Here is a 12439-nt window from a genome sequence, read left to right as displayed (position 1 = left end):
AACGTTGCTCTGATTTCCCTATTGTATTCTAGATCACACCTGTAACAATAGTCTCTGTAAAAAATCGGCCGTGAATTTTATGAACAAAATTAGCGAAATGAAGCTTTTTCAACTTATGTCGCAATTCTATTCAAGCCAGATTCTCGATGATAGTATAGAGGAACCCTATAAAGTAAGCGCTTACAGTAATTACGAGCACTGGTTATCCATAAAGGAGGAACTTATTCATGCTGAAACGAACCGGCTTCACAATCATAGCTTCTGCACTTGTCCTGGCGATGAGCCTGACAGCCTGCAGTACTTCCGGAAGCAGCACCGGCGATTATCCGAAAAAACCATTTATCGTGACCGCGCCTTCAGGCGCCGGCGGTGGGTGGGACAAAACGGCCCGTTCCCTCACCAAAGTATTAACGGAGACGAAGCTCATCGAACAGACCATGACCGTTGAGAATAAACCCGGCGGCGGCGGGACCGTATTTCTCGCGGAATACGTAGCAAAAGACAACGAAGATCCCTACAAGCTGTTCGTCAGCTCTCCGCCCATTCTCATTAACAATCTGAAAAAGGAAGGGAACAGTCCGTTTGGCTACAAAGACGTGACACCGCTCGCCCAAATGACCAAAGACTATGGAGCGATTGCCGTACCGGCAAACTCCAAATTCACCGACCTGCAATCGCTGATCGACGCGATCAAAGCCGATCCCACTTCAGTCACGCTAGCTGGTGGCTCCGCTCCGGGCTCGATGGACCACTTGATCAGCGTTCTGCCTGCATTCAAATCCGGCGTGGATCCGAGAACCGTGAAGTACTTATCCTATGATGGCGGCGGCGAAGCCATCGCGGCCCTCCTCGGCAACAATGCCGACGCGATCGGCACGGACATCTCTTCGCTCGGCAGTTACTTGAAAGCCGGCAAGATCAAAATCCTGGCCGTTACTTCAACTGAACGCCTGGGCGGAGACTTCGCAGATGTACCGACCCTGAAGGAGCTCGGTCTGGATGCCGAATTTACGATCTGGCGCGGCGTATTCGGTCCGAAGGGACTGACGGAAGAACAGCTGGCCTTCTGGGATAAAACGCTGAAGGCCCTCTCCGAGAACGAAGCATGGCAGAAAGAGCTGGTTGCCAACGACTGGGCAAGCGAATACCGAAACGCTGCTGACTTCAAGGCATTCCTTGAAGAACAGGAGCGAGACGTGCAGGAGCTGCTCACAGCGCTGGGTATGCAGAAGTAAGCCTTGGAGTTGAGGGAGCGGTGCGCTCCCCTCTCCCGTTTCATCCTTGAGGAGGTGTCCACCTTGAACAGAACGTTTGACCGCTACGCCAGCATCGTATTTCTGCTCCTTGGCATCGGCTTTATGTGGCAGAGCGCCAAGATCAGCTCATCCGCGTACGGAAGCACCGTTGGCCCTAACATATTCCCGTTCGGCCTCGGGCTGGCGCTTGTGCTGCTGAGCATTCGTTTGTTTTATGAAGCCCTGAAAGCCAAGCCGACGGAGAATCGTACAGAGAAACTGGACTACAAACGGTTCTTCATGATTTTTGCGGCAGCCTTTCTCTATGCCTATTTCCTGGAATTCATCGGATATATCATCGGTACCTTCCTGTTCCTCCTGTTTGCGTTTCAGACGCTGGAACGAGGCAAGTGGCTGAAATCCATTCTAATCTCCGCGCTGTTCTCCGGCGGCGTGTACGTCATCTTTGTCGTCTTGCTGGAAGGCTCCATGCCGGGCTTCCCGTCTTGGCTATCATGAGCATGGGAGGAATCTACAATGAATGTTCTGGATTATCTGGCGGACGGCTTTATGACCGCCTTGCAGTGGCATAACCTGCTCTTCGCCTTTTTAGGCGTGCTGATCGGCACTTCGGTCGGGGTGCTTCCCGGCATCGGTCCGATGAGCGGCGTCGCGCTTCTGATCCCCGTCACTGCCTCGTTGACTAGCGGCTTGCCGGCGGAAGCGGCAGCAACCAGCTCAATCATTCTGCTGGCAGGCGTTTATTACGGAGCCATGTATGGCGGATCTACAACTTCGATTCTGCTGAACACGCCCGGAGAGTCCTCTTCTGTCGTTACGACGCTGGACGGCTACCAAATGGCGAAGCAAGGCAGGGCAGGCCCCGCCTTGTCCATCGCTGCAATCGGCTCGTTCGCAGCCGGGCTCTTCGCGCTTGTGGCGTTGATCGCACTGGCGGAGCCTTTATCCAATGTAGCGATTAAATTCGGCCCGGCTGATTATTTCTCGCTCATGCTGCTGGGACTCTGTGCAGTAAGCGGGCTTGCAGGCAAATCGATCACCAAGGCACTCATCATGACCGTATTCGGTCTGCTGCTCGCTACCATCGGCATGGATACCGTATCCGGCGTCGCCCGATTCACCTTCGATATCCCCATCCTGTATTCCGGACTGGAATTTCTAACGATTGCCGTCGGTTTGTTTGCCCTTGGCGAAGTGTTTAAATCCATCCTGGAGAGGGACTACGCAGCGGGTCCAACTTCCAAGATCGGCCGCATCCTGCCGACACGCCAAGACTTGAAGGATAGCGCGGGACCGATTGCCCGCGGCTCGATCCTCGGCTTCTTTATCGGCATCCTGCCGGGTGCCGGCGCAACGCTTGCTTCCTTCTTCAGTTATATCGTCGAGAAAAAGGTTAGCAAGCATCCCGAATCCTTCGGCAAAGGCAACATCGCTGGCGTTGCTGCACCCGAGTCAGCCAACAATGCGGCATCCGGAGGTGCTATGATCCCTCTGCTGACACTGGGTATTCCGGGTTCCGGAACAACTGCCATCCTGATGGGGGCGCTCATCATGTACAACATCCAGCCAGGCCCGCTGCTGTTCGAGGAGCACCCTCAAGTTGCATGGGGACTGATCGCCAGCATGCTCATCGGTAACCTGCTTCTGCTTGTACTGAACATGCCGCTGGTTAAAGTATTTGCCAAGGTCATCCAGACCCCGGCCAAATATCTCATACCGATCATCATTGCCATCTCCATCTTTGGCGTTTACGCCGTTCAAGCACAGATCTTTGACCTGGTCCTACTGCTCATCTGCGGCATTGCCGGCTTCCTGCTGGCCCGCAATGACTTTCCGCTCGCGCCGCTGGTGCTCGGGCTCGTGCTGGGTCCCATGATCGAGAACAATATGCGCCGGGCGCTGACCACATCCAACGGCGACTTTATGATCTTCCTGCAGAAGCCGATGTCGCTGGCATTCCTCATCATCGCCTTGCTCTGGATTATCGTTCCGATTCTACTCAAGCGAAGAGGCAAGGAAGTTGTCGTGAACGAAGAAGGCTAACCCATCATACGTATATCGATAAGCCAAGGAGGCAGTCATGAATACCAGCAAACTAGGCGGCAAAAGTGTCATCGCAAGAATCGAAATGCATACGGAAGAAGCAAGCTTCGGCGAAGTAACGGCCGCCATCTTCGAGGCGGGAGGCGATATCGTGGCCATTGACGTTATTCAGACGAGCAAGCATACCACGATTCGCGACGTTACCATCACGGTGATCGACACTATCGACATCGACATTATTGCCGAGCGCATTCGCACCATGTCCGGCGTTCAGCTGCTGCATCTATCTGACCGCACCTTCCTGCTCCATCTTGGAGGAAAGATTGAAACCAAGCTGAAAGCTCCGATCCAGAACCGCGACGACCTCTCCCGCGTCTATACGCCGGATGTTGCTCGCGTATGCATGGCAATCCACGAAGAACCGCGTAAAGCCTTTACACTCACCGTCAAGCGTAACACCGTAGCTGTCATCTCCGACGGCAGCGCCGTCCTGGGACTTGGCAATATTGGCCCCTATGCGGCCATGCCGGTGATGGAGGGTAAGTCGATGCTCTTCAAGCAGCTAGCGGATGTGGACTCCTTCCCAATCTGTCTGGATACACAGGATACCGAAGGCATCATTACGGCGATCAAAGCGATCGCTCCCGCGTTTGGCGGTATCAATCTGGAGGATATCTCCTCGCCGCGATGCTTTGAGATTGAGCAGCGTCTGCGCGAGGAATTGGACATCCCGGTGTTCCATGACGACCAGCATGGAACCGCCGTCGTCCTGTATGCAGCCTTAATCAATGCGCTGAAGGTCGTCGGTAAATCCGTAGAGAATCTGAAGGTTGTCGTCTGCGGCATTGGCGCCGCCGGCGTTGCCTGCAGCAAAATACTTATGTCGGCGGGCGTGAAGAACATCATCGGCGTCGATCGCCTCGGCGCGCTGACCGCCGATCAGACGTATGACCATCCCATGTGGCAATGGTACGCCAGCAACACCAACCCCGAACGGCGTTCCGGTTCACTTCAAGACGTCATCCAGGGCGCCGACGTATTTATCGGCTTGTCTGCTGGCGGAATCCTGAAGAGAAAGGATGTTCAGACGATGGCAGAGCGCCCGATCGTCTTCGCAATGGCCAATCCGATCCCGGAGATTCTGCCGGAGGAGGCGGAGGATATCGCGGGTGTCATTGCAACAGGCCGCTCGGATTACCCGAACCAGATTAACAACGTGTTATGTTTTCCCGGTATTTTTCGCGGTGCCCTGGACTGCCGAGCCTCCGCCATCAACGAGGAGATGAAACTCGCCGCGGCCGAAGCGATCGCATCGGCGGTCACGGACAAGGAACGGAGCCGGCATTACATCATTCCGAGCGTATTCAACCAGCAAGTCGTCAGCGGCATCCGGGACCTTGTCATCCAGGCAGCCATCCGAACCGGGGTCGCGCGCCGTATTCCAAGGGAATACCGCTAACGGTTACGATTCATGAAACGGGAAGTATTCGCCAAGCACCAGTTGCAGCTGCAGCTCAAAGAGGATGGATCCCTAAGATCTATAGAGCGACCCATCTTAAACCATAATGATATGAGTATTTAAAGAAAATGCAAAAGAGTACGGTTTCCTCTAGGACCGTACTCTTTTGCTTCCTACCTAAACTGAAAACTCAGCACGTGTAATCTTAGCCGCACCGGCCCATTCCTTTAATGCCCAATCTTTTTACTTTCGCTCTGCCCGATACTCCATAATCCAGCAGTCCCGCAGTTCACCTTCATGCTGTTCATGCTTCTCCAGCAGTCGGACCTTCCGGAAGCCGCACTTCTCGTAACAAGCAATCGCCCGTTCATTCCATGCCTGCGGGTCCATTACGATCCGATCAGCCTGCCTCTGAAACACGAGATACTCCACCATGGAAGTCATGAGCTTCGTACCGATGCCTCGATTCCAATAATCCGGCTCCCCGATGAATTGATCCGTGGCGAAGGTTCTGCAGTCTGCATCACTCTCGTTATATCCATACTCGCCTAACGTCTCTTCATCCAGAAGATAAAACTGAATATATCCGATCGGTTTCCCCTCATGCTCAATGATGCAGCGAGTCTCATCATCATCCACGTAAAAATGCTCCCGCACCCGCTCCACGTCGTGAGGATTGTCCCGTCCCTCATAATACTGCAGCACATCCGGATTGGACAGCCATGAAGCTAAGGATATTTCATCCTGCTCCTCCAGCTCGCGAACCGTAATCGGTCCAGCCTCGTACACCAGCATCGCGATCCCCCCATCTTCCCTTATTAGATCCCCAACTCTCATTCTTCAGATTACATCCGCAAGCATCGTGATAGAGGTTCCGCTCATGCCCACCTTCTGGAATCCGAACCGCTCATATAATTTCATAGCGGCCGTATTCTCCGGAGCGACGCTTAACGATACCTTTTGAATTCCCTGCTCCTTCATTCCTCTGAACAATTCCTTCATCAGGGCCGTTCCGAGCCCTTGCCCGCGGGATTCCGGCAGCAGCGCCATGCCCAGTTCCGGAATGTCGTCACTCACGTAACCGAACCCTTTGTTCCCTTCATCAAAATAACGGATCGTAATCGAGCCTGCCGGCTTCCCTGCGGCATTCACGGCAATATAGCCTAAATCGCCCTCTCGCCCCCAGTCCTCCACATATTTTTTCATAAACGGTTCCTCGAGGATATCCCTGCTAAAAGGCTCCTCCCCCTCGGGCACATACAGGGACTGATACAGCATTTCACGTAGAAAGGATTCATCCTCCCGGCCAGCGACTCGAATATGATATGAACTCATGTGCATCTCCCTTTCCTCCTAGATACGATCCGTCAGTACAGTCCATAACGCCAATCTCTCCGGATCGTAATCGTTCCGGCCGTAATGGCCGAGAAAAATATCCTTGTAGTCATCGTTCCCCAGGTTATATCGCAGCGTCCATATCCCCCAATAGAGGTCGTAGTGAAGGTCCCCGATCCCGCCATAACCCAGATCGATAAAACCTTCAAGCTGGAAATCCCTCATTATCAGATTCGGCAGACAATAATCGCCGTGGAGCAGCACATCATGATCTGCCGTTCCTTGCAGCTTCTCAAGGCTTAATAGAGCCTGTTCTCTTCCACCCGGAAACCCTTCGATATCTTCCGTTTTGTTCATGAAACTTTCCTGATATTCCTGGAGAAGTTCAGCCGTTCGATTCGGAAATGGACAATCGGCAGCAGATACAGAATGGAGATAACGCAAACTCTCCCCAAACACGGCAGCCAGCCTCTTCGGATCATCAAGGTGTCCCCCGGACACCCCATCTTCACCCTGCAGAGCGACGGTCAGCAGGTAATCGTTCTCGCCATGCTGCTCATAAGCCAGCACCTTGGGAGCCAGGCCTTTTCCGTGCAGATAATCCGACATCATCCCTTCTCTCTTAAGTTCACCGCGTTTCGTTATCTTCAAAAACATCGGTTGGTTCGCTCCCTCGATGTACAGGGTTTTGGCCTGTTCCGATGAGCTGCTGTCATAGACGGCAGCGGTCTGGATATATGGCTGCAAGCTGGCAGGCAGCGCCTTGATGTCGAATGGAATCCGTACTTTTTTCATCGTTCCTCCACACCGACCCCAATCGGTCGGCCTCAGTTCAATAGAATAAAGACGTCCCCATCGGAACGCCCTCGGATCTGTACTGTATGAATTGGCGCTTTGCCGGCCTAATCCTTCCCTACCAGCCGGTAATTTTTCGTTTAAACTATTTTTGATCCCTGTTATCAGAATGGAACTCCCTCGAAGTACACCACCTCGGCCAGACGAATGTGCAGCGCTTTATGATCCCCGACCGTCAATTGAAGATGATCCAGCGCAACGCCGGATAAGATCCCATCGACTTTCCCCGCGGTGGTCATGATGACTACCTTGGCTCCTTTATGCCGAAGCAGATGTTCAATAAATACCGGTTCAACCAGCGCTGCGTAGTGGGCTGGCTGCGGAATTGCCGGGGTACGCGGCGCGTAATTCGGCGGTATAGGTTGGGGCGGGGGATAGGCATAGTAACCCGGTGCATAACCCGCAGGCGGGGCTGGATAACCAAAATGGTTATGGTTGTTCATGAAAGACCTCCCATGCCAATATTTATTATTCCTACACCCTTATGTATGTCCCGGGAGGGGCCGCTATGTTAACAATCCTCATATTTATATTCGTAAAAGCAAGAAAACCGCCCAACCTCCCTTCCATTACGCCTTCTGCGCAATCAACTTACTCATCGCATGCCGGTGCGGAATACCCGATGAGTTACAATCAAAAATCACCTCCGGGCAGCTGTGAATCAACCAATCGTGATAATGCATCATAAGCTCCCCGGATTTCCAGTCGTAAGCGTACGGCTCATCCTCGGGAGGAGGCGCAATGAACGGCTTTTGTACGAACACATTAAGGCAATGAAGCCCCTCGGCCGACGTGAATTTTTTATAATTAGCAAAGATCTCTTCACGGTACTCGGGTCTGATATAATGCAGAACGCCGCTGGAATACAGCACGTCAAACTCCGAATCCAAACGGTAATCCGAAATATCCGCCTTAAATACGTTCACATGAACCCCAATATGATCGGCCAAACGCTTCGTTTTCTCAATCCCCGCATCCGAAATGTCGAATGCTGTGACATCATAGCCGTTACGCGCAAAAAACACGGCATCCTTCCCTTCCCCGCAACCGATATCCAGCAGCTTCACCCTTCTTGTGGGAGGGATCATTTCTAGCACCTGATAACAGGCTGCATTCGGCTCCGTGCCCCAATAGTACTCCGGTGTTTTGTACTCCTCTTCATATATGCTGATTGGCTTGCCCGTCACAGAATAACCAAACAACTTATCGATGCTGACATCAAGCAGCTGTGACAGCTCCGGAAGCAGCGCCATATCGGGCATGGTCTGTCCCGTTTCCCACTTGGACACCGCCTGGAACGTCACGCCCAGCTTGTGGGCCAACCCCTCCTGGGTGAGCCCCCGTTCTTTGCGGTATCGATGAATATTTTTGGCTAACATGTCTCTCATATGAATCACGCTCCTATATAACCACATTGTAGGGGCGCTGCGTAAGGCATACAATAACCTGATTATTGAATACCGGAAGAATTCAACCGTCAGTTGAGAAACCATCCAAATCCAGGAATTCGATGGCCCGGCATGTTACAATAAACCTGTTTTTATAATTACTATAGATGATAATGAGGGAGAAACTCGTGAACATTAGAAAGCTGAATACTCATGAAAAACCCCCAATGGACCTGCTGCTGCTTGCAGATCCATCGGTAAGGCTCGTGGAGGACTATGTAAAGCGCGGTCATTGTTATGTCGCTGAAGAGAACACGCATCCCATTGGGGTCTACGTCCTGCTGCCTACAAGGCCTGATACGATCGAGCTCGTTAACGTTGCCGTAAGCGAGAATCTGCACGGCCAGGGATATGGCAAACAGCTTGTGAATCATGCCATCGGGCAGGCCCGAGAGCTCGGATATGCAACCATTGAAGTCGGAACAGGGAGTACGGGCGTCGCGCAGCTGGCGCTGTATCAGAAATGCGGATTTCGGATGACAGGCATCGACCGGGACTTTTTTGTCCGTCATTATGATGAAGAAATCTACGAGAATGGCATGCGGCTGCGCGATATGGTGCGGTTGTCGCTAGATTTGTAAGGTTTAGGTCTGGGCAGATGCACCATTTCTCCATCCGATGAATAGGCTATCGCATATTGATTATGGAGGAGAATCTACTTGAGCATGAGTCAAAATCCGAGGCATCTCGCTTGGCATGAAACGTTGGAGATTCATGAATTAACCGCCTTTCAGGCAAATAACCTGATGGGGTTCAAGATGTCATTGCATGATATCAAGGACCCGGAGCTCCATGGGCTGTATACTGAAGCGATAAATGGAGTAGAACAGAACCTGAGGGAGCTCCTGCCTTATTTTTCACAAGCGCCCACAGGAACCCGCAGTCTTTCCGGTGCCGATTTGACGGCGTATTACGCAGGCCATCTGCTGGGCTTCGCCAAAACCTCTGTCCGCAGCTACGCCATTGCGATTACCGAAGCCGCAACACCAAGCGTAAGAGAAACCCTGCAGAAGCAATTGAACAAAGCCATTGAACTGCACGGCAAGGTCTTCTATTTCATGTATGCTCGCGGTCTGTATCCTTCCTACAATTTGAAGCAGCTGCTGGAGAATGACGTGAAGAATGCCAACAAGGCATTAAGCCTGTAACCTCAGCAAAAAAAGCCCCGGGCTACACAAGACAGGTTAGGTACGAGATGTTAGTCTCGCCAAAACCGTCAGCTGTATAGCTCAGAGGCTTTTTCTATTTCACATATCATCCCCTAAAAGTCAGGGATTATTTATTCAGCGTTTCGCTCCAGTCATGCACCATATGGCCTTCGAGATATTTCTCGCAGTCCATAGCGGCCATACAGCCTGTGCCTGCGGCCGTAATCGCTTGGCGGTAACGTGTGTCCTGGACATCGCCGCAAGCGAACACGCCCGGGATGTTCGTCTCTGTCGTTCCCGGTTTAACCAGGATATAGCCTGTCGGATCGGTTGTAATCTGATTGCCAAGGAAGCTCGTATTCGGCGTATGGCCGATCGCCACGAATACGCCTTCCGCTTCAATCAGTTCTTCTTCTCCCGTTTCATTGTTGCGGACCTTCAATCCTTTTACACCAGTTTCGCTGGTAACCACCTCAACCGGCGTACGGTCCAGAGCCCACTGGATCTTCTCGTTCTCGCGCGCGCGATCCTGCATGATCTTGGATGCACGCAGCTCGGTGCGGCGATTCACTACCGTAACGCTGGAAGCAAAACGCGTCAGGAAGCTGGCTTCCTCCATCGCGGAATCGCCGCCGCCGATGACAATGATTTTTTTCCCGCGGAAGAAGAACCCGTCGCAAGTGGCGCATGTGCTTACGCCGCGACCAACGTTCTCCTGCTCTCCCGGAATTCCGAGATACTTCGCGGAAGCTCCCGTCGAGATAATCACGGACTCAGCCAGAAGCTCGCCCATGCCCTCAACATTCACCTTGAACGGACGCTCGGAGAAATCAACGGACTCGACCCAGGCGCTCTTGAACTCCGCACCGAAGCGCTCCGCTTGTTGACGCATATTATCCATCAGCTCGGGGCCCATGATTCCTTGCGGAAATCCGGGGAAGTTCTCAACCTCGGTCGTTGTCGTAAGCTGACCGCCCGGCTGCATTCCTTCGATAACGAGCGGCTTCAAGTTCGCGCGTGCCAAGTAGATGGCTGCCGTCAATCCGGCAGGTCCTGTTCCGATTACGATTGATTTGTACATAGATACGGCCTCCTTTAAGGTGTCGATTTCTGTTACGTTTACGTGCTACATCCTATTCAGGACTTATGGAATCTTCATGTACCAAGGTCTCCTAAGTATCCGAATATGGGTTCTTACTTAAATGTTTTCCGTAAATGGCCGGAAATTATCATCCGGCTGTGCTTTCGTTTCACATACGCTATCCATTTGACGTGCGTAACGGCTCACCGTTGATGGCGAAATGCCGTAACGGACAGCTACCTGTTCATAGGTCAGAGTTCTTCCACGCTTCTTGGCCGTCAAATATTCCAATGCCGCTGCCCAGCCCTCCACATTCCGAATGTTCGGAATATCAGGGTACAGCCGGCTCAGGAACTCGGACCAGAGATTCTCCATCTCTTTTTTCCAAAAAGCATCTACCCGCATGTCCATAGTCTGCTCTGCCCTCTCCAACACCGCCTTCCAGGAAGGCAGCCAATCCGGCAGCACCTCGCGGGTCTTGCTGCTGGATATATCGCGATCGTCGCGGCGTTCCTTCAGCCGATTGCTTGCGGCCTCCATCTGCTGAAGCACCAGGCGGGCAGCATCCTTCAGCTCCGCATCCTCTCCCGGTTCCTGCAGGAACGATTGCAGCGCGTGCTGCACCTCTTCATCGGCAATCAATTCCAGCGTCCGGATCACCTGCAGCTTGGTATGGGGATCGCCATGTCGGAGCGCCCAGAAGAACGAAGAACGAATCAGCGGATTCTGCTTCGCTTCCTCCGTCAATTTGTCGCCGTCATGCTCCCAGCGTTTGAACTGCTCTTCGAACGGAAGATGATAGTGATAACTCACCTTCATCTGTTCCGTACCGGTCTCTTTACGCTTTTGCAGCTGTGCCAGATAGAAATTCGGAATCACCGAATCCCCATCCAGCTTCAATGCTTGCCGCCAATATTTCTCGGCCCTGTCATAATAACCGCTATTGCATGCCGCAACGGCCGTGTAATGATACAGGCTAGGATCTCCGCTAAACTCCTCATCCTTCAACAACCGGCGAAAATGACCGTAGGCAATTTCGTGCTGCCCCAGTATTCCCATCGTTGTCGCCAGCTTAAACACATGCTCCTGATGGAAAGGAACCGTCACCGTTAGCATGTCCATCAATCGGTCACGCTGCTCCTGATTTCCTTCATGCTGAAAGAAGATAGCCAGATTGCATAGACCGTGCAGATTGCCCGGCTCCTGATCCAACACCTCGCCAATGGTGCGCTTCGCGGTATCAAAGCGTCCCATATAATAATAGGCTAGAGACAGATTGTTGCGCGCAGCCAGAAAATCCGGATTATCCTTGACGATTTCCTCCAACAGCTTGACCGCTTGTGCGAATTTCCCTTCCTCAAGCAGTGCCCGCGCATGCTCATGCTCGACCACGCCTTCACGACTCTTGATCCGGTTTAGCTTGGCTGGACGATTCAGCTCGTAATGAAGCAGCTCCATCATCTCCTCAGCCTCATCCAAAAACTGACCGCTCGGGTCTTCCTCCAGATAGGTAACAAGCGCTTCTTCCGCTTTCTCGAATTGCTCCATATTGGCGTAATTGTTCGCCATATAGAAGTAGCACTCCGTCATCAACGGGTCAACCTGCTCCAGAATGTGAGCCAGCACATCGTTGGAAGCTTTATAATCTCCCGTCTCTGATAATATACCCGCCATATTGCAATGATTCACCGGATTATCCGGTTCATATTCAACAGCTTTGCGAAAATATTTCAGAGCCTTGTCATATTGGAAACGATCAAGCGAACGAACCGCGCGATCGAAGAAGAAATTGGCATTCATCTCGATAGATATAA

The 12439-nt window shown here is 52.4% G+C and carries 13 protein-coding genes; 6 read left to right on the top strand and 7 right to left on the bottom strand.

The window, feature by feature from the left end; all coding sequences use genetic code 11:
* Nucleotides 1–278: 278 nt before the first annotated feature.
* From MKX98_RS00930 to MKX98_RS00915, 4 genes are all read left to right on the top strand, one after another.
* Complete coding sequence (locus tag MKX98_RS00930; RefSeq protein ID WP_339224267.1) at nucleotides 279–1235, top strand: tripartite tricarboxylate transporter substrate-binding protein; 957 nt, start codon at nucleotides 279–281, stop codon at nucleotides 1233–1235.
* A gap of 63 nt (nucleotides 1236–1298) precedes the next feature.
* On the top strand, nucleotides 1299–1754 hold the full coding sequence (locus MKX98_RS00925; protein WP_194540378.1) for a tripartite tricarboxylate transporter TctB family protein: 456 nt from the start codon (nucleotides 1299–1301) through the stop codon (nucleotides 1752–1754).
* A gap of 18 nt (nucleotides 1755–1772) precedes the next feature.
* Nucleotides 1773–3299 (top strand): tripartite tricarboxylate transporter permease, encoded by a 1527-nt coding sequence (locus MKX98_RS00920; protein ID WP_194540377.1) that lies wholly within the window; start codon nucleotides 1773–1775, stop codon nucleotides 3297–3299.
* Between the two features lie 37 nt (nucleotides 3300–3336).
* Complete coding sequence (locus MKX98_RS00915) at nucleotides 3337–4758, top strand: NAD-dependent malic enzyme (protein ID WP_194540376.1); 1422 nt, start codon at nucleotides 3337–3339, stop codon at nucleotides 4756–4758.
* A 243-nt stretch (nucleotides 4759–5001) separates the two neighbouring features.
* On the opposite strand, the gene MKX98_RS00910 is transcribed toward MKX98_RS00915, so the two are convergent.
* The 5 genes from MKX98_RS00910 to MKX98_RS00890 form a co-directional block, all read right to left on the bottom strand.
* The gene (locus tag MKX98_RS00910) at nucleotides 5002–5553 is read right to left on the bottom strand and encodes a GNAT family N-acetyltransferase (RefSeq protein ID WP_194540375.1); all 552 of its coding nucleotides are present in this window, start codon (nucleotides 5551–5553) and stop codon (nucleotides 5002–5004) included.
* Nucleotides 5554–5598: 45 nt separating this feature from the next.
* Nucleotides 5599–6099, bottom strand: a complete 501-nt coding sequence (locus tag MKX98_RS00905) for a GNAT family N-acetyltransferase (RefSeq protein ID WP_339220897.1) — start codon at nucleotides 6097–6099, stop codon at nucleotides 5599–5601.
* Between the two features lie 12 nt (nucleotides 6100–6111).
* Complete coding sequence (locus MKX98_RS00900; protein ID WP_339220895.1) at nucleotides 6112–6888, bottom strand: aminoglycoside 3'-phosphotransferase; 777 nt, start codon at nucleotides 6886–6888, stop codon at nucleotides 6112–6114.
* 164 nt (nucleotides 6889–7052) lie between these two features.
* Nucleotides 7053–7391: a DUF2642 domain-containing protein gene (locus tag MKX98_RS00895; protein WP_220686987.1), complete on the bottom strand. Its 339-nt coding sequence runs from the start codon at nucleotides 7389–7391 to the stop codon at nucleotides 7053–7055.
* 126 nt (nucleotides 7392–7517) lie between these two features.
* Entirely contained in the window at nucleotides 7518–8336 is an 819-nt protein-coding gene (locus tag MKX98_RS00890) for a helix-turn-helix domain-containing protein (protein ID WP_339220893.1), read from the bottom strand.
* Between the two features lie 188 nt (nucleotides 8337–8524).
* Between MKX98_RS00890 and MKX98_RS00885 the strand changes: the two genes are divergently transcribed.
* Nucleotides 8525–8977 (top strand): GNAT family N-acetyltransferase, encoded by a 453-nt coding sequence (locus tag MKX98_RS00885; protein WP_220686989.1) that lies wholly within the window; start codon nucleotides 8525–8527, stop codon nucleotides 8975–8977.
* Nucleotides 8978–9061: 84 nt separating this feature from the next.
* The gene (locus tag MKX98_RS00880; RefSeq protein ID WP_071219456.1) at nucleotides 9062–9544 is read left to right on the top strand and encodes a spore coat protein; all 483 of its coding nucleotides are present in this window, start codon (nucleotides 9062–9064) and stop codon (nucleotides 9542–9544) included.
* Nucleotides 9545–9671: 127 nt separating this feature from the next.
* Here MKX98_RS00880 and trxB read toward each other — a convergent pair whose 3' ends face one another.
* Together trxB and MKX98_RS00870 are read right to left on the bottom strand one after the other, a co-directional pair.
* Nucleotides 9672–10625 (bottom strand): thioredoxin-disulfide reductase, encoded by a 954-nt coding sequence (trxB, locus tag MKX98_RS00875; protein ID WP_220686990.1) that lies wholly within the window; start codon nucleotides 10623–10625, stop codon nucleotides 9672–9674.
* Nucleotides 10626–10742: 117 nt separating this feature from the next.
* The gene (locus MKX98_RS00870) at nucleotides 10743–12425 is read right to left on the bottom strand and encodes a tetratricopeptide repeat protein (protein ID WP_220687549.1); all 1683 of its coding nucleotides are present in this window, start codon (nucleotides 12423–12425) and stop codon (nucleotides 10743–10745) included.
* Nucleotides 12426–12439 lie beyond the last annotated feature (14 nt).

Source organism: Paenibacillus sp. FSL W7-1332 (genome assembly GCF_037969785.1).
In the GTDB taxonomy this organism is placed as follows: Bacteria; Bacillota; Bacilli; order Paenibacillales; family Paenibacillaceae; genus Paenibacillus_AQ.
The sequence above is the reverse complement of the archived record's forward strand: the minus strand, read 5'-3'. Positions and strand labels throughout refer to the sequence as shown.

What these genes read in the sequence shown, in the direction of transcription:
- MKX98_RS00895 (WP_220686987.1), bottom strand. Translation starts at nt 7,391, where the DNA reads ATGAACAACCATAACCATTTTGGTTATCCAGCCCCGCCTGCGGGTTAT.
- MKX98_RS00920 (WP_194540377.1), top strand. Translation starts at nt 1,773, where the DNA reads ATGAATGTTCTGGATTATCTGGCGGACGGCTTTATGACCGCCTTGCAG.
- MKX98_RS00915 (WP_194540376.1), top strand. Translation starts at nt 3,337, where the DNA reads ATGAATACCAGCAAACTAGGCGGCAAAAGTGTCATCGCAAGAATCGAA.
- MKX98_RS00900 (WP_339220895.1), bottom strand. Translation starts at nt 6,888, where the DNA reads ATGAAAAAAGTACGGATTCCATTCGACATCAAGGCGCTGCCTGCCAGC.
- trxB (WP_220686990.1), bottom strand. Translation starts at nt 10,625, where the DNA reads ATGTACAAATCAATCGTAATCGGAACAGGACCTGCCGGATTGACGGCA.
- MKX98_RS00905 (WP_339220897.1), bottom strand. Translation starts at nt 6,099, where the DNA reads ATGCACATGAGTTCATATCATATTCGAGTCGCTGGCCGGGAGGATGAA.
- MKX98_RS00930 (WP_339224267.1), top strand. Translation starts at nt 279, where the DNA reads ATGAGCCTGACAGCCTGCAGTACTTCCGGAAGCAGCACCGGCGATTAT.
- MKX98_RS00910 (WP_194540375.1), bottom strand. Translation starts at nt 5,553, where the DNA reads ATGCTGGTGTACGAGGCTGGACCGATTACGGTTCGCGAGCTGGAGGAG.
- MKX98_RS00890 (WP_339220893.1), bottom strand. Translation starts at nt 8,336, where the DNA reads ATGAGAGACATGTTAGCCAAAAATATTCATCGATACCGCAAAGAACGG.
- MKX98_RS00880 (WP_071219456.1), top strand. Translation starts at nt 9,062, where the DNA reads ATGAGTCAAAATCCGAGGCATCTCGCTTGGCATGAAACGTTGGAGATT.
- MKX98_RS00870 (WP_220687549.1), bottom strand. Translation starts at nt 12,425, where the DNA reads ATGAATGCCAATTTCTTCTTCGATCGCGCGGTTCGTTCGCTTGATCGT.